Source organism: Pseudoalteromonas rubra (genome assembly GCF_004212645.1).
GTDB lineage: Bacteria > Pseudomonadota > Gammaproteobacteria > Enterobacterales > Alteromonadaceae > Pseudoalteromonas > Pseudoalteromonas rubra_G.
In genome coordinates this window covers 1-18,422 of sequence record NZ_PPUZ01000074.1, presented here as the reverse complement: position 1 = coordinate 18,422, position 18,422 = coordinate 1, and the positions used below count along the sequence as shown (strand labels likewise).

Sequence of the window (18,422 nt, the reverse complement as noted above, 5' to 3'; positions counted from 1 at the left end):
TGATTCGTTTGGCGCAGATGACTCATTCGGTGCGGATGATTCGTTTGGTGCAGATGATTCGTTTGGTGCAGATGACTCATTCGGTGCAGATGATTCGTTTGGTGCAGACGACTCTCAGATCTCAGATCGTAATTTTATTCCTTTCCCGACTAAGTCGGATTTCTATCAGAAAGGGGTGATGATCATTCAAAGTGATGCCAATCAACACAACGGCGCAACGGATAATGCGTTTCAGGATTATCTAAAAGTCTGTGTAAAAACCCTTGATGGTATGATCATTGGTAGCAGTACACCTGACTTTAACTACATGGAACAGGATGCGTTTATTGTCAAAGGGCAATATAAAGTGAAGCATGGCGTGATACGTATGGGCATTCGCTTTGGCGCGCGACAAAAAGCGGAGCGTTATGTTATCGGAAAGTTGGACCTGGATGGATATGAATTCCATGGTACGCGCAAGGTCGGTAAAACGACAAGTTCGGTCAGGATGTCTTTCCAGGGTGAGCAGGCATATTACGACAACCTGTGTGATGAAAGCCTGGGTCGCTAGCGAGTGATAACTAAAAAGCTCACAGGTTGTTTTTTCTCGCAACCCTGAGCTTGGTTTTAAAAGGTGGGGAAATCGGATCCCCACCTTTTTGTTTTATTGCGCTGAAGCGCCAGACTATTGCATGGAGTCGCTTTTATTGCTCAGCTGCTTGCTTAGCCAGGTATTCGTCGTAAGTGCCCTGGAAGTCAATGATCTGACCGTCTTTGATCTCCCAAATACGAGTCGCCAAAGAAGAAACAAACTGGCGGTCATGTGACACGAAGAACAAGGTGCCTTCGTATTGTTCCAGTGCCATATTCAGGGACTCAATGGATTCCATATCCATGTGGTTGGTCGGTTCATCCATCAACAGAATATTCGGTTTGTGCATCATCAGTTTACCGAATAGCATGCGACCCTGCTCACCCCCGGAAATCACTTTTACCGACTTCTTAATGTCGTTTTGTGAGAACAGCATGCGACCCAGGAAGCCTCGTACTACCTGTTCATCGTCGCCTTCCTGTTGCCACTGCTCCATCCACTGAAACAGATCTAAGTCTTTTTCAAACTCATCCGCATGGTCCTGAGCATAGTAGCCAATGTTGGCATTTTCAGACCACTTAAACTCACCCGACTTAGGTGCCATGCGCCCGGCCAGGGTGTTCAGCAAGGTGGTTTTACCCACGCCATTTTCACCGATAATAGCGACTTTTTCGCCCACTTCGACCAGCCCGTTGAGGCCACTGAACAGAGTATCGTCAAAGCCTTGTGATAAGTTTTCCAGTTCAAGTGCATTACGGAATAGCTGTTTAGATTGCTCAAAACGAATAAACGGGTTCTGACGGCTTGATGCTTTGACTTCTTCCAGCTGGATCTTATCTATCTGTTTGGCACGTGAAGTGGCTTGCTTTGCTTTCGACGCGTTTGCTGAGAAGCGCGCAACAAACTGCTGAAGTTCAGAGATCTGAGCTTTTTTCTTGGCGTTGTCAGCCAGCAGACGCTCCCGCGCCTGGGTGGCGGCCAGCATATATTCGTCGTAGTTGCCCGGGTAAATGCGCAGATCGCCATAGTCGATATCAGCCATATGAGTACACACCGAGTTCAGGAAGTGGCGGTCGTGCGAGATAATGATCATAGTGCAGTCGCGCTGGTTCAGAACGTCTTCCAGCCACTTGATGGTGTAGATGTCCAGGTTGTTGGTGGGTTCGTCGAGCAGCATGATGTCCGGCTCGGCAAACAGTACCTGCGCCAGCAGCACTCGTAGCTTCCAGCCCGGCGCGACTTCAGACATAGGTCCGTAGTGTTGCTCGGTTGGAATGCCCACACCCAGCAGCAGCTCACCGGCTTTAGCTTCGGCGGCATAACCGTCCATTTCGGCAAACTGAGTTTCCAGATCGGCCACTTTCATACCGTCTTCTTCGCTCATTTCAGGCAGCGAGTAGATGCGGTCGCGCTCCTGTTTTATTTCCCACAGCTCTTTATGGCCCATGATAACCGTGTCGACCACAGAGAATTCCTCGTAGGCAAACTGATCCTGATTAAGTTTCGCAATGCGCTCGTTGGGGTCGTAAGAAACGTTACCCGCGCTGGCCTCAAGCTCTTTGCTGAGGATCTTCATAAAGGTCGATTTACCGCAGCCATTGGCGCCGATCAGACCATAGCGATTACCGTCGCCAAATTTGACCGAGATATTTTCAAACAGCGGCTTAGCGCCAAACTGCATGGTGATGTTGTTACAAGACAGCATAAAGGGTGCTCATTAGATTCAATTGCCGCGATTTTAGCATTAAATCGCGGCCGGGGGTGAGCAAGGAGCGGGTTTATGCGCAAAGATTGTTTGCTAACTGGTGGAGGGTCTGTGCCACGGTTTCCTGTGTCAGCTGAACATAGTCACAATTTGGCGTAATTTGCTCGCCGACAACATAGGCTTGTTGGGCGGCTTCCAGCATTGCAATGTCATTGACATCGTTACCAAAACATACGGTTTGCTGCATATCCAGGCCAAGTTCCAGCAGTGCTGTAAGCTTGTTGCTGCGTGCGGGCACCAGATCAAAGCAATGATGGCCGTTGTGATGATAGGTTTCAAAGCTGCTGAGTGTTTGTTCACAGACTTGTTTGACCCGCTCGTGATGCTCATCCTCTAAAACCAGTAACTTCACAATGGGCTCATGTCTTAGCTGTTCATTGCTGCCCGGAGGAATACCCAGTTCGGCCACATGCTGATGAAAATGATGAGGCTTGTTTGAGATGGCATATTGCCAGTGGCCGTCAAATAAATAGGCGATTTCGTGGTTGTCCAGCCAGGTAAGCAAAGTGGTAATTTGCTTTGGCTCGAAACTGTGGGCACTGACTACCGCCTTGTGTTCACTGAACATAGCGCCGTTGCAGCCAATGATAGGGTGATGCCAGAAGCACTCAGGCAAGACTGGCAAGGTATCTCTCAGTGGTCGGGCGGTGGCAAAGTACAACTTACCACCGTTACTTTGCAGTGCTAACAGGCCACCTTTGATGTCATCATGCATGCGCTGGGCATGGAATACGGTCGTGCCATCTAAATCAAAAACAAAATTCATTATTACTTCCAGGTACAAAACAGAGCATTTACTTTGCCAAACTCACCATTTAGTATTTTGGTTATTGGCTCATAATTTATAAATATTGGCTCAAATTGACCATTAATACAGGAAAACCCGCCCCAGTCCGCTTTGCGCTGAACCAATCTGTGCAAGTTAAGTATATTGAAAAGCAAAAGGTGCTGTTCGAGTGGCATCAGCATGATTGCTTTGAGCTGATCCTGACAATAGGTGCGCAGGGCTGCGGGTTTATCGGCAGCGCCATTCATGCGTTTGATGGCATCGACCTGGCCCTGATCGCACCTGGCGTGCCCCATACCTGGGACAGCCAGCCCCCTTATGACAGTGCTGAGCTGATTGTGGTGGTGTTGTGGCCAAAGACATTGCTGGCTTGTGCCATTGCCGAGTTGGCAGACTTGCAGAGCTGGCTTGATAGTATTGAAAGCGGGCTGGTTTTTAGCCGGGATAGCGCTGAGCGTGTGCGTGAGCAATGTCTGGCACTCAACACCGCAAGCCCGCTTAATCGGCTGACTTTGCTGTGTGAGATACTGGCTGAGTTGCGCACTTCTCCCGCCAAAGGGTTCGCTCTGGATCACTCGCGTAATTCTGAGCGATTGGCTCGGGTAAAGGCCTGGGTTGCAAGCCGAGTTGATGAACCACCTAGCCTGGCCCAGTGTGCAGCGTATATCAATGTCAGTACAGCGACCCTAAAGCGCTGGTTTCAACACGAGCTTGGTTATTCGTTTTCACAGTATTGTGCACAGCTGCGCTGTCAGCGTGCCCAGCATTTACTGGCAACGGAGCGGCGGCCGGTTGGGGTGGTGGCACAGCAATGCGGGTTTGCCAGTGCCGCCTATTTTAGTCAGTTTTTTAAAGCACACACGGGCATGACACCGGGGGCCTACCGGCGTCAGTTTAGCTGGCGAAAACGCTAACCTTCTGAGCCGAGGAAATTACGAGGGAAATGAAAACCCGGCCGGGTAGCGGTGGAAACCATCAAAATCGCCTTTGCCGAGTGGCAGCCCGGCGGCACGCAGTATTGCGTAGGCCATGGAAAAGTGGAACAGGAAGTTAGGCCAGGCATAAAACTGAAAGTACTGTTCAGGCTCCAGCGTATGATTGGCAAAGCCGGCGACAAAAGTGACGCTCGAAGGCATTGACTCAAAGGGGTTGCTTTCCAAATGCTCCAGATACTCTATGGTGTCGTCCAGTTCTTGCTGTAAGTCGGTGATACTGATGTTCGGGCGCTTAAAGCTTCTGACTTCTTTATTAAATAGCGGGCAGCAACAGCGCAGCGACAAGGCCGCAGCTGTTGAGACTTGTTGATGCAAAGGAAACATGTCCGGGCTGAGTCTTTGCTTTAGCAAATCTTCGGTGATATCGTCGCGTTGCATCATAGTACGCATCTGGTTTAGATAGTGTATGAATGGCTCAATAATCTGGCTCATTTTTCCCTCGTTCAAATAGATCAAAATGTACATTAAGTTCATAGCACGACAGGCAAATACCGATGTACAATTGTTATTAACAAACTGCTTTATACTAAGCGACGCTTAATCATTACTTTCAAACACCTACAATAAATGTAGTCAATAAAACCTGAACCATCATTAGTTTAACGGAACGTTTAAAAAACGTGACTTTAAATGGTTTTTTGTGTACCTTCTGGAGTCCGCTGGTAAATTGCCTGCGGGCTTTAATTTTAGACACAAGCCCGCCAACCCGCCAGCGCATTGCCTTGGGGACAGGCTCTTCTTGCAAGAGTGAGTCAAAAATAGAAGTACACAGGCTTGCGAGCTACAAAAATAAGACAATTCATAAGGAAATTTTATGCTTAAAATGTCAAAACTGGCGAAGGCTTATTACACGGATACGGTAAAAACTCAGGCGCTGCAACCTTTTGACCTAGAAGTTCAGCAGGGTGAGTTTGTTGCTGTTATTGGTCCGTCTGGCTCTGGTAAAACAACTTTTCTCAATATTGCGGGTTTGCTGGAAGAATATTGCGAAGGTCTGTACCTGCTTGATGGGCATGATGTCACTGGGCTGTCAGATAAACAAAAATCGCGCTTACGAAACGAAAAAATTGGGTTTATTTTCCAAGGGTTTAATCTGATCCCCGAGCTAAACCTGTTCGATAATGTTGAAATGCCATTACGCTATCGCAGCTTTAGTGCTGCGGAGCGTAAACAGCGCGTTATGGATGCCTTACAGCAGGTTGGTCTGGCAAGTCGTAAAGATCACTACCCGCAGCAGCTTTCTGGCGGACAGCAGCAACGTGTTGCTATTGCGCGTGCGCTGGCTGGCAGTCCGGCGTTTTTACTGGCGGATGAGCCAACCGGTAACCTGGACTCTAAAATGGCAGACGGCATTATGTCTTTACTTAAAGATATCAATGCGAAAGGGACCAGTATTTTGATGGTAACACATGATACCGAGCAGGCCAGCCAGGCACAAAGGATCATTGAAATCAAAGATGGTGTGCTAAGTGAGCGTCGTGCCCAAGCGCAGGCGATTGCTTAGGAACAGCTATGTTGAGTTATTATTTTAAGCTGGCATGGCTCAGCTTACGTAAAACGCCATTACTGAGCGTGCTGATGGTGGGTACGATTGCTTTGGGCATTGCGGCTGCGATGGTGACGTACACCGTAAGCTATATGATGACCAAAGATCCGCTGCCTGCAAAAAGTGATCGTATTTTTACCGTTCAGCTCAGTTCCTGGGGTCCGCAACAACCATATAAGGTGGTTGATGGACGAGAAGAGATCCCTGAAATGATCTCCTATCGGGATGCCCAAAACCTCAAAACAGCCGCTAAAGCGCAGCAAGAAACAGCCATTGGTTTGTTTAAAAGTATGAGCCGGGCAGAGCAACAAAATCGCCGTGATGCACAGATGCGGATGGTACGCACCACACATAATGACTTCTTTTCTATGTTTGAAGTGCCTTTTTTGTATGGCAGTGCCTGGTCTGAACAGGATGATAGTGCGGGCAATCAGGTTGTGGTGATCACCAAAGCGCTGAACGACGAATTGTTTGACGGGGTGAACTCGGTGGGCCGTCACATTGTGTTGGGTGAGTCCTTGCTGCAAATAGTCGGTGTCATGGACGACTGGTTCCCTATTCCAAGGTTTTATTATTTGTCGTCTCAGGCATACCACGATCCCCATGCTCTTTTTGTGCCACTGCAATACCAGATTAACCAGGAGATCTTCTCTCGCGGTGATGTCACCTGGGCGTGCTGGCAGGATATTGAAGATGTCGCGTTTAGTGACTTCATCACCTCGGATTGTATCTGGCTGTTTTACTGGGTTGAGCTGGAGTCGGCAAAAGACAGAGCGGACTACATGGATTTCATTAACGTCTATGTTGATGAGCAAAAGTCGGCAGGTCGCTTCGCCAGAGAAAACCTGAGTCGCTTATTTACCATTGATGAATACCTGCGCTGGACTGAAGTGCTGAGCAACGAAAATGACATGGCCGTGTGGCTGGCATTTGCCTTTTTACTGGCGTGTTTGCTCAATTGCATGAGTCTGATGATGACCAAGTTTTATGGTAAGGGGAGTGAAATTGGCCTGCGACGGGCTGTTGGTGCCAGCCGCCAGGATATCGGTCGGCAGTTTTTGTGTGAGGCATTTTTGATAGGTATTCTGGGTGGCGTCCTGGGGCTGGTATTCGCACAGCTTGGCTTGCAGTTAATTCAGCAGATCTTTACCTACCTGAATGACAGCATTATGCAAATGGACCTGAGGATCATGCTGATGACCTTAGTGCTCTCTGTGGTGGCGAGTGTATTGTTTGGCCTGTGGCCGATTTATCGTGCTACCCGGATCCAGCCATCCAGCCAGTTAAAGAGCCTGTAGGAGGACGTCATGAAGGATTTTTCAGTCATTCTTAAATCGCTTTGGCGCAGCAAGGCGTCCCCGCTGCTGCTGATCTTGCAAATTGCCTTAACCTTCACCATTTTCGTTAATGCCGTCTATATGGTGATGCAAAAACACGAAAAGGTAAAGGCACCCAGTGGCCTCAATGAAACTCAGGTGTTTTCACTGTTTATTAATTTACAGGAAACGGGTGAAGCCCGGGTTGCTGAATTTGAGCAAGTGCTCCGCGATATTAAAGACCTGGACAGTGTTGAGAATGCCATCCCTGTCACGTCAGTGCCACTGAGTGGTTATGGTCGCTCAGCTGATATAGGTTACGGCCCTGCTGATGAAGATAAGCTCACCAGTAGCGGATATTATGGCAGTAACTACGATAGCAAGGATACGCTGGACCTGAAGCTGGTTGCCGGGCAATGGTTTGAGAGAAGCGATGTAACGCATTCGTTTTTCGGCGCCAAATCAGGCGGCAAGATTTTAGTCTCCAAAGCGCTTGCTCAGACACTGCACCCGGATAACTGGCGTGATGTGCTAGGCAAGACGCTGTATGTGCAGGGAGATCCACAACAAGTGATTGGGGTGGTGGACAACCTAAAAGCGGTCTGGAGCTTCTGGCGACTGTTTGATCACGCGGTTTTGTCACCTGTGTTTGAGATTAAGGACAAAGTAGGCCTGATGGTAAGAGCGCAGCCTGGCACACTGGATAAGGCTATGCTGGATGTCAAAGAGGCGTTGCTGATGACGCCTGGCAGACAAATCGATAAGCTGAAGCCTTTCAGCCAGACCCGGGAGGAAAGTTATCGGGCGGATGTGGCCGAGCTGCAAACGCTGCAGCTGGTCCTGGTTGGTTTGTTGATCCTGACTATGTTGGCCATTTTTGGTCAGGCCCGGTTTGCCATCCTCAAGCGCCGCAAGCAAATTGGTACCCGACGTGCTTTGGGCGCCAACCAGTTACAGATATTGCGTTACTATTTGCTGGAGAATCTGATAGTGACTCTGACTGGGGTGGTTATCGGTATGGTCTGTGCCGTACTGGTGAATACTCAGTTGGTGAGCTACTTTGGCCTGACGCCGGTTCCTGCTGATTATCTATTGGTGGGGGCACTGGCTATTCTGCTGGCTGGTCAGTGTGCGGTAATTCAGCCTGCCTGGCAGGCAGCACGCGTTTCGCCTGCGCTGGCAACACGCAGCGTATAACACTGGGGTCACATGAGGTGACCCCAGTCCAAAGGAAATATATTAAAACAATAAAGGAATAAGTATGCGTTTAATTTCAAATCGACCAAACTTGTTTGTACCTTTTTTATCCCCTCATTGTACTATCCGGAGGCGGTGGAAATGTTGATAGGTTACTACTTTAAACTCGCCTGGATCAGTCTTAAAAAGACGCCGCTACTGAGTATTTTGATGATTGGCACGATTGCTATGGGTATCGCGGCCACCATGATCACTTCGACCGTCAGCATTATGATGGCAAAAGACCCCTTACCGGAAAAAAGTGATCGGGTTTTCTCTGTGCGTCTGAGCAGCTGGAGCCCGGACAAGGCCTACCAGTTGTCCAGAGGGGAAGAAATGCTTCCCCCGATGATGACCTACATGGACACCATAAACTTGCTGGAGGACGCCAAAGGCCTGCGCCAGAGCGCGGTCGTCATGTATAAAAGCATGGTCCGCAGCGAAGAGCAGACTGAAAAAGAAGCCAAAATGCTGCGCTTTAACTCCGTCAACAACGACTTTTTTGAAATCTTCGATGTGCCTTTTCTGTTTGGGTCTCCGTGGTCCGATAGCGAAGATAAAAAAGGCGCTGCGCTGGTGGTACTGGACAAGCAAACCAACGACCGCCTGTTTGGCGGCGCAAATTCCGTTGGTCAGCATATCTTTGTTGGTCCGCACCTGGTGAGGGTTGTCGGGGTCATTGATAGCTGGGCACCACTCCCGCAGGTTTTCCAGGGGCCAAATCGTGCGCATAATTTACCGTATCCTTTGTTTACGCCTTTTCAGTTTCAGGTCAACAACAACTTGCTGTCAAAAGGAGAAATGGGCTGGCGATGCTGGACCGTTCTCGATGATGGCTCATTGGAAAGCTTCCTGGCTTCAGAGTGTGTCTGGATCCGTTATTGGGTAGAACTGGAACACGCGACGCAGCGCGACGATTATACCGACTATATTAACGCCTATGCCGAGGAGCAGAAAAGCGGCGGGCGCTTTGCCCGGGAAAAACCGAGTGAGCTTTTTGATATCAATGAGTCGCTTATCGAAGATCACGTAATCGAGGACGATGATCGGATCGCGGTATGGCTGGCGTTTGCCTTCTTGATTGCCTGCCTGCTCAATTGTATGGGCCTGATGTTGATTAAGTTTTATGGTAAAGGCGCCGAGGTGGGCTTGCGCAGAGCGGTTGGTGCCAGCAAACAGCATATTGCCGTACAGTTTGGCTGCGAAACGGTGCTGATAGGTACTTTGGGTGGTATTTTAGGGCTGACATTGGCGCAGCTGGGATTGCGCTTAACCGCCGATACTTTTGCACATCTACCCGAAGGCTTAATGCAAATGACCACAGCGCTGGCTGTGCTGACGGTGGTGCTGGCGGTGTTTAGCAGCACGTTATTTGGGTTATGGCCTATTTACCGGGCTACTCAAATCCAACCCTCAGCTCAGCTAAAAAGCCAATAGGAGTCGCACAATGAAGGATTTAAAGCCTATATTAAGTACCCTGTGGCGGGCAAAATCGGCCCCCCTGTTGCTGATTTTACAAATCGCAGTGACCTTTACCATTTTGGTCAATGCGGTCTACCTGATCATTCAAAAAGAGGCGATGTTAGTTGAGCCCAGTGGCCTGGATGAAGACGTCGTGTTTACGCTTGAGACCAATGTACAGAGCAATCAGGCGGAGGAAATGATTGCGCTGGTAAAGCAGGATCTGCGTGACATTCGCAACTTATCGAGTGTTGAAAATGTCACTGTGATGAATGCCTTCCCACTGAGCAACTGGGGCAGCTATGTTCCGACGGGGTTAGGACCGACCGAAGAAGACATGAATATTTATACCGGTTATTACACTGGTGACGAGCATGCTATTGCGGCGATGGGGCTGGAGCTCATTGCGGGTGAAGGACCCAGCGAAGGGGAGATCCTGGACTCGATAGATTATAGCGCGGATCCAACACACGCTTTGGTATCCAAAGGGTTTGCCGAGTTGTATTACCCGGATGACTGGCGCGCAATACTGGGTACGACAGTTTATCTTGATTACAAACCGGTGCTGGTGAAGGGCATAGTCAAAGAACTGAAGTCGGTATGGCCTGACTGGTATTCACACGACAATACGGTGTTAGCGCCACTGCGCAGTATCGGAAACGACATTAAGATACTGGTGCGGGCAATGCCCGGACAGCGCGAGCAGGCCAAATTAGACGTGGCGCAATTATTACTGAAAACCCCCGGCCGCCAGCTGGACCGGCTGCTGGATTATCAACAGATCCGCCAGGAAAAGTTCAAATCTGAACGCGCGGCCATTAAGACCTTATACTGGGTGATTGCAGGACTGGTGTTACTGACGCTTTTGGGGATATTTGGTCAGGCTCGTTTTACCATTGTTAAACGTCGCAAGCAGATCGGTACGCGCAGAGCCCTTGGTGCCAGCAGAGCAGATATTTTACGTTACTGTATGACAGAGAATGCCATAGTCACCTTCATCGGTATTACGCTGGGCGTACTGTGCGCGCTGCTCGCTAACGTGCAGCTGGTGAACTACTTTGATATGGCGCCGGTCCCGGTGACGTATTTGCTTCTGGTAGGAGGGGTTATCCTCATCGTGGGTCAGCTGGCTGTGTGTCAGCCTGCCTGGATGGCGGCCAGGGTATCACCGGCCCTGGCAACACGCAGCGTTTGAGGCGACAGCAATTAGATTATATTTTCCCCAAAAGGGTATTTCGGGCGCTTTTGGGGATTATTCATGTCAATTTATAGTCATTTTGTAATTTTGTTCTAACATTATATGAAACTAATGTTATCAGGAACGAGATTATGCATCAGCCAGGCTTGCTACCAGTCGCAGATATCTTCACTGAATCAATAAATAACAATGGCTGTTACGGTGTTGTTAAGTATACCAGCGGAGAGCAAAGTGTTTATGTTAAGCAGGTGTTTATTAACCGGCTCGGCAGCGGTGTAAAGCCTGAACTCAGTGCTGACGACATCGAATTTTTCCGCTATCTGGATTCTATTTTACGCTATTGCTACGTACTGGTGTATGTCAGAAATGCCAGCACGGGGGATTATGACAGTGCTATTTTTCTTGATGATTATGAGGCCATTCAGGGAATAAGCAAAGAGGAAGCCCAGCAACGTCTGGTCGATTTACACACTGTAGTGGGTTATCTAAAAACCGCCATGCAGTAACTGGTTTCAGTTAAGGGGGCGCCACGATATGTTGTTACTTAAGGGTGCACCACGATATGCTGCTGGTCACACTGCTGTGCAATACACGCTGTGATGACCACTTTGCCCTGATACTCAGACAGGGCCAGGGTGGTTGAGTCATGTGGTGCATGATTGACATACCAGCGCACCGCTTCTGCTTGCTCACTGCCAACACCCGATACGCTCAAGGGGATCGCCAAAACCTGTTGCCGGTAATAATGCTGACCGCTGCGCGGCGCGGCGATGCGGACCTGCGTGTAGTCCGGCTGTTTCACGGGCGCATTGTTTTGGGCCTGCCAGCTGGCAAGCTCAGCAGGCCAGCCAGGCTCAGTGACAAAATTCCCCTGACTGTGCATAGTTGGCGGTGTCATGCCATTGAGGGTGTAGGCCGTGAGTTGCGTGTGGCATGCGCTATCTGGTGTATCTTGACGTGCCACTCCTCCCGGCCAGCAGATCTGTACGGGCTCAACTTGCGCGGGCCTTGTCAGGCTACGGGTATCCGCAGGCAGTAAATCGAACACATCAAACATTAAAGGTGCGGCGCGTGTGGCGCCCAAATACCCGACCACCGGGCTGGCATCGGGTCGGCCGACCCAGACCGCCACGGTGTAGTCTGCACTGACACCGACGGACCAGAAATCCCGATAGCCATAACTGGTTCCGGTTTTCCAGGCAATCTTGCGGCGGTTGCTGGGGACCACCCGATCCGGTGCCGACAGCTGACTGAGCATCTCAAACGTGATCCAGCTGGCAGCAGGAGACAGCAAAGAAAATGCCGGGCTCGTGTGGCGGGAGTCGTTTTCAACAAACGATAAGTCCTGCACCTGGCCCTGACTGGCCAGGGCGCGGTAGAGCCTTGCCAGCTCAACTAACTCGATCCCGGTGCCACCGAGTCCAACCGCCAGGTTAGCATCCTGATGATGCAGTGCCACTTTGGCATGACTGAGTTGTTGCTCAAAGCGCGCGGCACCGATGCGATGCAGTAGCTGGATAGCCGGTACATTCAGGGAGTGTTGCAGTGCTTTGGTGACACTCACCGCGCCGCTGAAGCGGCCGTTGAGATTTTGTGGCTTGTATCCGTCAAAGTCGCTCGGAATATCGCTCATCAGGCTCTGACTGTGGATCAAGCCCAGATCCAGCCCCAGTCCGTAAATGAAGGGTTTCAGCGTTGAACCCGGTGAACGTACCGCCCGGATCATATCAACATGTGCGAAGCGACTGTCATCGCTAAAATCAACCGACCCCTGATAGGCCAGTACTTCTGCCTGCTGATTATGCACGATCAGCACCGCAGCCGAACTTTTGCCCGTTAATCTCTGCTTGGTATTGGCCAGCAGCTGGTTGAGACGCTGTTGCAAATCATGATCTAAAGTCGTGCGGATCACATGCGAAGTGGGGTGCTGACGCTTTAAGCGACGGCTTAACAGGGGCGCCAGAGGGGGCTGTGAAGGCGCGGATAAACGCACCGGCTCCTGGCTCAGAAGCGCCAGTTGTTCGGCATTGACCAGCTGGCTGTCGGCCAGGCGTCTGAGTACCTTATTGCGCATTGCCCGGGCGCGCTCTGGGTAGCGGTCCGGGCGGTTATGCGAGGGTTTTTGTGGCAGCACAACCAGTAAAGCCGACTGGTTGATAGACAAGGACTTTGCAGGCTTATTGAAGTAACGTCGCGAGGCCGCTTCGACGCCTTCTATGTTGCCACCAAAGGGGGCCAGATTGAGATACAAAGTGAGGATCTCAGGTTTGCTGTAATGCCATTCCAGTTGGACGGCTCTGAAAATCTGCTTCAGCTTGCCGGGTATGGAGCGTTCGTGCGGGTCAAGAAGTCGTGCTACCTGCATGCTGAGGGTAGAGCCACCGGAAATGATCCGACCATGCGCCAGCCATTGCCACAAGGCTCTGCACAGCGCCAGTGGATTAACGCCGGGGTGGTAGTAAAACCATCGGTCTTCGTAATCAAGTAAGGCCGTGAGGTAAAAGGGGTCGACGTCTGCCAGCGTTACCTGATAGCGGTGGACCCCCTGATCATCACTGAAAGCGCGCAGCTGTTGTCCGTCGCGGGCCGTGACCACAGTGGCGGGCCCATCCGGATAGGGCTTTGGCAGTGGATATCGCCAATCCAGCCAAAACAGTAGCAGGAGCAAACCCGCCAGCGCTGTGGCATAGCGGGTCATGCGGCCAGGACGCAGCGCGTTAACCACATACATAGTTGAGTCCGCCAGACATCTCAGCGCACGACCTCCAGCTGATAGGGGTATTGCCAGTAAATCACATGCTTATGAGGCCGGTACATGGATTCAAGATAACTCGGCGGCACCTGATAAACGCCGGGCACTTCGGCGCGCAAGACATAAGCAAACTGGTATTTGCGAGTGCTAAGCCCCAGTGCTGCCACAAAGCGGTCATTACGATACTCTGTGTGATCTGTGGTTGCCAGCGTGACATGCTCGGGCAACAATTGCGACACTGGAAAGCCTTGCATCAGCGCCGGGTTCTCCAGCACAAACCCAGCCGGAATGCGTTCAATTAGCAGGGCATCTGGTACCGGCTCTTTGGTTTGGACATCCAGCACAACCACCACGCGTTCTCCAACTTCGAAACGGGATTTATCCAGCGGTTGTCCGTTCAAGTCAAACAAGCGTCTGAGAATACGCTTGGTATCCAGCGTGTTGAATGAGCTAATTTCGTTGGCAACACTGGCGTCCAGTTTGAGGCGGCCTTTGGCCATCAGTTGCACATACACCGGCTCATCAGTTGGGTTTTTGATGGTCATCGTTTGCGCAAGTGCGTGGCTTATCACCTCTGGATGTTGTTGCTGCTTGGCGTTGATCTCCAGTTGTACCGGGTGGCTAGGGTTGGTCTGACTTACCTCAACCGCGGTGCGCAGTAATGCAGCGCGCTCCTGGGTGCTCAGCCAGGTTTTAAGTGCTTGATCGGGTAATTTTTCGAGCAAGCTGGTTTGCAATGCGCGGGATTGTGAGCGCAACGCGCGATGCTTTGCCAGTCTGGCCAGCACCTGAGCTGATTGGGCATCATCGCGCAGCGTCGAACCATAGTCGGCAAAATAGTCTTCGCTGCGGCTTATCGTACTGGCTTGTCTGAGCAGCGCCGCAGCCTGTTGGGTCGCCCCCACATCGGCCAGTGCCGACGCCATATGGAGCAGGCTCAACCGCGACGGGTACTCAGTTATCCGCAGCGACTCCAGATCGCTGTAACTGATCTGGCCTCGCTGGCTGGCAAGATAAGCGGCAAAGCTTTTTGCCGCCGTTGCCTCATAGGCATCCTGACTGAGGTCGTCGACCGTGTTATCGCGGGTGTATCTGAGCATACGGTAGTGGGCACGGTTCAGCATACTTTGCGGCACTGTGCCCGGAAAAGTGGCGTGTGCCTGGGTTAAAAACTCGGTGATATAGGCGCTTAGCCACGGCTGTTCTGCACCCTGGCTATCCCATAGCGCAAATCCGCCACTGGGTTTTTGCATGGTCTTTAGTCGCTGTACTGCCTGGCTTACTAAGGTTCGTGGGTCGTCAAATTGTTGTGTCTCGCCGGGAGGCGCTTGCAGTGCCTGCTGCAATAAGCCGTCAAGTTGCGGGTGTTTGAGCAAAAATGGCCAGGCTTTACTGGTGGTTTGCTCCGCGCAGCCGTATGGGTAGGCACGTAATGCGGTGGCATATTCTTTGATTGGTAATCTGGGCGTATGACTGGCATACAAAGTCCCCGCATCCGCAGCATCAACGTGTAACCCTTGCCAGAGCGCCGGTGTTAACTGATACGTTTGCCCGGGGGCGAGCATCATGCTGCTTGCCTGCACCAGCTGTGGTTCAATGGCTTTGACGGGCACCGACCAGCTGCGCGACTGTGTTATCTCTGTGCCTTGCAGCGCAATGTGTACGCTTGCGGTTTGCGATAAGGGAGAGTCTGCAACCATCAGGCGCATGGTCTGGCTCCAGTGTGCCTGATCTTCCAGAGTCAGTGTAAAGGTACTGTCTTGTGTAAACTGCACGGGACCAGAGGGCGTGAGCGTGACCGACAAATCCTGCGCCTGGCCACTGACGTTATGCAAGTCCAGTGTGACGGAGGTTTCATCACCCGGGACTAAAAAGCGCGGTACGCTGAGCTCTGCGATAACGGGGGCGCTGACCGGGCGGGCAGCGACTTTATGGCCCACCTGAGTGGGGTTGAAAGCGGTCGCGACAATTTGTACTTCGCCATTATAATCAGGCATATCGACTGTAATACTGGCCTTGCCGTCAATCAGCTGCACCGGTTGGGTCATCAGGATCACGGTTTTGCTTTCGACCAGATTGTCATTGCGGTTATCGCTGCGTGCATTGCTGTCACTACCAAAGCGGGACTGTGCAAACGGATCGGGACGGTTATCATACCGACGTGAATATAAGTCGATGACATCGCCGCCATAACGACGCTGATTAAACAGGTAATGATGTGGGTCGACCGGATAATAGCGGCTCAAATTGAGGATCCCTTTATCCACAACAGACAGAGTAACCCAGCTCTGATCTGCCTGCGCCTGGGCCACACCATCGGCCTGGATCTCGACCATGAGTGGCTTGAGGGGCGCTATTTTATCCGGCAGAGTCAGGCTAAGTGCCAGCTCGCGGTCTTCGCGCGCCAGAGTAACTGGCACTATGCCAAAGTGGCGTTGCAAAGTGCTGGATTGCCCACTGAGTAAGGTGGCACTGAGATACAGGTCATGACGGGCCAGTGTTTTGTCTAAAGGCACACGCAGCGTGGTTTTCCCTTTACGTACCGACTGACTTTGTGTCCACAGCACCTTGTCGCTTTCCAGCGCCAGCTGGAGCTGACCATCCGCCGGGGCATCCAGCTCGACGGCGAGCACCTCACCAGAGCGGTAGCTGCTTTTATCAAGTACGATTGACAGGTGTTGCGGCTTGGCCTTGAGTTGCTGATAACCACGATACCAGCCGGCATAAAAGTCATAAACCGTTTTAACCTGGCTGTTGACGTCTGTCACCGTCAGGCGGTAGTTTCCCCAGTCGACCGGGAAGCGCACGGTATGGGTATTTTGGTTCACGCTCACGGTCTGCTTAGCTTCACTGCGCCACTGCGGCTGGGACTGGCGGCGCCAGCCTATGCCTTCCTCGTAAAACCAGAAATAACGACCCTGGTCGTAACTGAGTTCAACCTCCAGCTCACCACTTGTCAATTGCTGGCCATCCGGGCTCAGCAGGGCCAGTTCAAACTCGGCATCGGTGGCATATTTAAATTCCGTTTGTGCGGGCTTCACTGCGGGCAGCGCTCTGGGTTTCCAGCTGGTATAGCTAAGCTGACGTTGCACGGCCGCGCCACCGGACTCCAGCAGGCTTAAATTAACCTGGGTTTTGACCGGGCTTTTTAGCGTGTCGGCAGACACGGTTGGCAGGCTCAGCATCAGTGTGCCCTGCTCAGACAATTGCTGATCAGGCAGTGTCTGGAAGCGGTTGCTCAGGTAAAAGTCTTCACCGACAAAAAATGCGGCGTAGGGACCGGGATAATGTCGCACGCTATGGTGGACCAGACTGACCTTTAAGGTGTTGCCAGCCGCCGGGCTGCCAAACAGATAACGCCCTTGTACCGACAAAGGCATAGAGGTGCCCGCTGCGACAAAAGGCTGTTGTCCGCTAAAGGTTAAGTCCATGCGCTCAGGCACAAATTCTTCCAGCTGAAATTCAAAGTGGCCGATTGCGGACTGGGCGGTCGGGTCGAGCATCACCGAGACTTTGTAGCGCCCGGTTGGCCAGCTGCTGCCGGTATGCAGGCGTTTACTATAAAATCCGCCGGCACTTGGGGTTAGCTGCTCGCGGAGCATCTCTTCTTGTAAGGGGTTGGTGACGGTCAGCGTAACGGGCTGATCTTCAATCGCGACGCCATCGGCATCACGTAACAGCAGGTTCAGGGGCAGGGTTTCGCCCGGTTTGACCAAGTCCCGGTTACTGTAAATGTAGACTTCGCGCTCCTGATAAGGACGGCCACCAATGGGGTGATCCGACAGGTCCAGTGGCACTTCTTTAATCGGTAGCAGCGCCAGCTCTGCCTCATCCAGCTCGTCGTACTCAGCGACGATGATGTCGTTGCGCTTCAGGGTGATATCAAAATGCACCGCGCCTTGTTTATCGGTTTTGGCTTCACGCAGTAACTCATGCTTACGGTATGCCTTGACCTTAGCGCCTGCGACGGGCAAGCCGTCAGACAAGCGGTTTACCTGGAAACTGGCATGTTGTTTAAACACCTTTGCCTGAATGCCCAAGTCGGTCAGCAAGAGGTGTTTAGCCTGCAAATCGTCAAACATGCCCGGTGCTTTGAGGACGATGATGTACCAACCGCTTGGCAGCGATTTCGGGATAGGCAAGCGAGCCGATTGGATACCTGTTTTAGACGCGGACGGCAGGGTAAAGCGGTCGGCAAAGACACTGTCGTAGGTGTACTGTAGTCTGTCCAGTGAACTGGGATAGAGCTTGTCCGTCAGGTAATAGCGACTGAGAAAATCATGGGGGCTATTAAGGCGCAGTAACTCCACATCCACCGCATCAATGTGTTCATAGGTGATAGGAATAGACTGACTGGCGCCCTTTGCCACCAGCGGCCCCGAGCCAACAATGGCCAGTTTAGGTTGCTGCATCACTTTGGCCTGAGCCTGAATAGTCACTTGCAGCACCAGCGCAAAAAACAACACAAACAGAGTAATGGGGTGAAAGGGGATCTTGCCCGACATGTTAAAGCTCCTTCGATCTGCACGCGGTGCAGCTGGGTTGTGGGTATTTCCTTGGGTGCCAGTAATGGCATCGCCAGTAATGGCATTGCACTATCATATCATACATTTGGGTTGCTATCCGAAGGTCAATACTGCGATAAAAGAGTGTAGTACATGAGCGTGAATCGTAGGTGAAGCGCCAGCCATTGCCCCACTGGATGTTCTGCGGGTAAAATGGCGAATTGGTTTGGCTTAATACCAATTTCACTTAATACCTGTTCAATTTGAAGGAGCAAATATGACGCTAACGG

13 protein-coding genes are annotated in these 18,422 nt (G+C 51.5%); 8 read left to right on the top strand and 5 right to left on the bottom strand.

What is annotated here, in order from left to right:
* Nucleotides 1-550, top strand: a 550-nt coding sequence (locus C3B51_RS23670) for a hypothetical protein (protein ID WP_206076660.1), incomplete at its 5' end; no start/stop codon positions are given.
* 133 nt (nucleotides 551-683) lie between these two features.
* Here the strand turns inward: C3B51_RS23670 and C3B51_RS20280 are convergent.
* Nucleotides 684-2,276: an ABC-F family ATPase gene (locus tag C3B51_RS20280; protein ID WP_125721801.1), complete on the bottom strand. Its 1,593-nt coding sequence runs from the start codon at nucleotides 2,274-2,276 to the stop codon at nucleotides 684-686.
* 73 nt (nucleotides 2,277-2,349) lie between these two features.
* The gene (locus C3B51_RS20275) at nucleotides 2,350-3,102 is read right to left on the bottom strand and encodes an HAD-IIB family hydrolase (protein WP_130246224.1); all 753 of its coding nucleotides are present in this window, start codon (nucleotides 3,100-3,102) and stop codon (nucleotides 2,350-2,352) included.
* A gap of 149 nt (nucleotides 3,103-3,251) precedes the next feature.
* Here C3B51_RS20275 and C3B51_RS20270 point away from each other — a divergent pair, with 149 nt between their 5' ends.
* Entirely contained in the window at nucleotides 3,252-4,037 is a 786-nt protein-coding gene (locus tag C3B51_RS20270; protein ID WP_164519318.1) for an AraC family transcriptional regulator, read from the top strand.
* An 18-nt stretch (nucleotides 4,038-4,055) separates the two neighbouring features.
* Here the strand turns inward: C3B51_RS20270 and C3B51_RS20265 are convergent, their stop codons facing one another.
* The gene (locus C3B51_RS20265; RefSeq protein WP_164519319.1) at nucleotides 4,056-4,550 is read right to left on the bottom strand and encodes a DUF1993 family protein; all 495 of its coding nucleotides are present in this window, start codon (nucleotides 4,548-4,550) and stop codon (nucleotides 4,056-4,058) included.
* Between the two features lie 382 nt (nucleotides 4,551-4,932).
* Between C3B51_RS20265 and C3B51_RS20260 the strand changes: the two genes are divergently transcribed.
* The 6 genes from C3B51_RS20260 (at nucleotide 4,933) to C3B51_RS20235 (ending at nucleotide 11,381) form a co-directional block, all read left to right on the top strand.
* Nucleotides 4,933-5,622 carry an ABC transporter ATP-binding protein gene (locus C3B51_RS20260; protein WP_130246223.1) on the top strand — a complete coding sequence of 230 codons (690 nt, stop codon included), beginning with the start codon at nucleotides 4,933-4,935 and terminating at the stop codon, nucleotides 5,620-5,622.
* Nucleotides 5,623-5,630: 8 nt separating this feature from the next.
* Nucleotides 5,631-6,962, top strand: coding sequence for an ABC transporter permease (locus C3B51_RS20255; protein ID WP_130246222.1), 1,332 nt, complete (start codon nucleotides 5,631-5,633; stop codon nucleotides 6,960-6,962).
* 9 nt (nucleotides 6,963-6,971) lie between these two features.
* The gene (locus C3B51_RS20250; protein WP_130246221.1) at nucleotides 6,972-8,177 is read left to right on the top strand and encodes an ABC transporter permease; all 1,206 of its coding nucleotides are present in this window, start codon (nucleotides 6,972-6,974) and stop codon (nucleotides 8,175-8,177) included.
* 141 nt (nucleotides 8,178-8,318) lie between these two features.
* Entirely contained in the window at nucleotides 8,319-9,653 is a 1,335-nt protein-coding gene (locus C3B51_RS20245) for an ABC transporter permease (RefSeq protein ID WP_130246220.1), read from the top strand.
* A 10-nt stretch (nucleotides 9,654-9,663) separates the two neighbouring features.
* Nucleotides 9,664-10,872: an ABC transporter permease gene (locus C3B51_RS20240; protein WP_130246219.1), complete on the top strand. Its 1,209-nt coding sequence runs from the start codon at nucleotides 9,664-9,666 to the stop codon at nucleotides 10,870-10,872.
* A gap of 134 nt (nucleotides 10,873-11,006) precedes the next feature.
* Nucleotides 11,007-11,381 carry a hypothetical protein gene (locus C3B51_RS20235; protein ID WP_046003528.1) on the top strand — a complete coding sequence of 125 codons (375 nt, stop codon included), beginning with the start codon at nucleotides 11,007-11,009 and terminating at the stop codon, nucleotides 11,379-11,381.
* Nucleotides 11,382-11,419: 38 nt separating this feature from the next.
* Here the strand turns inward: C3B51_RS20235 and pbpC are convergent, their stop codons facing one another.
* The gene (gene pbpC, locus C3B51_RS20230; RefSeq protein ID WP_240701938.1) at nucleotides 11,420-13,606 is read right to left on the bottom strand and encodes a penicillin-binding protein 1C; all 2,187 of its coding nucleotides are present in this window, start codon (nucleotides 13,604-13,606) and stop codon (nucleotides 11,420-11,422) included.
* A 20-nt stretch (nucleotides 13,607-13,626) separates the two neighbouring features.
* A complete protein-coding gene (locus tag C3B51_RS20225; protein ID WP_130246218.1) occupies nucleotides 13,627-18,132 on the bottom strand; it encodes an alpha-2-macroglobulin family protein in 4,506 nt (1,501 codons plus the stop codon).
* Nucleotides 18,133-18,422: the final 290 nt, after the last annotated feature.

Excerpts from the sequence above, each read along its gene's own strand:
- C3B51_RS20280 (WP_125721801.1), bottom strand. The coding sequence starts at position 2,276 with ATGCTGTCTTGTAACAACATCACCATGCAGTTTGGCGCTAAGCCGCTG.
- C3B51_RS20275 (WP_130246224.1), bottom strand. The coding sequence starts at position 3,102 with ATGAATTTTGTTTTTGATTTAGATGGCACGACCGTATTCCATGCCCAG.
- C3B51_RS20265 (WP_164519319.1), bottom strand. The coding sequence starts at position 4,550 with ATGAGCCAGATTATTGAGCCATTCATACACTATCTAAACCAGATGCGT.
- C3B51_RS20260 (WP_130246223.1), top strand. The coding sequence starts at position 4,933 with ATGCTTAAAATGTCAAAACTGGCGAAGGCTTATTACACGGATACGGTA.
- C3B51_RS20255 (WP_130246222.1), top strand. The coding sequence starts at position 5,631 with ATGTTGAGTTATTATTTTAAGCTGGCATGGCTCAGCTTACGTAAAACG.
- C3B51_RS20250 (WP_130246221.1), top strand. The coding sequence starts at position 6,972 with ATGAAGGATTTTTCAGTCATTCTTAAATCGCTTTGGCGCAGCAAGGCG.
- C3B51_RS20245 (WP_130246220.1), top strand. The coding sequence starts at position 8,319 with ATGTTGATAGGTTACTACTTTAAACTCGCCTGGATCAGTCTTAAAAAG.
- C3B51_RS20240 (WP_130246219.1), top strand. The coding sequence starts at position 9,664 with ATGAAGGATTTAAAGCCTATATTAAGTACCCTGTGGCGGGCAAAATCG.
- C3B51_RS20235 (WP_046003528.1), top strand. The coding sequence starts at position 11,007 with ATGCATCAGCCAGGCTTGCTACCAGTCGCAGATATCTTCACTGAATCA.
- pbpC (WP_240701938.1), bottom strand. The coding sequence starts at position 13,606 with ATGTATGTGGTTAACGCGCTGCGTCCTGGCCGCATGACCCGCTATGCC.
- C3B51_RS20225 (WP_130246218.1), bottom strand. The coding sequence starts at position 18,132 with ATGTCGGGCAAGATCCCCTTTCACCCCATTACTCTGTTTGTGTTGTTT.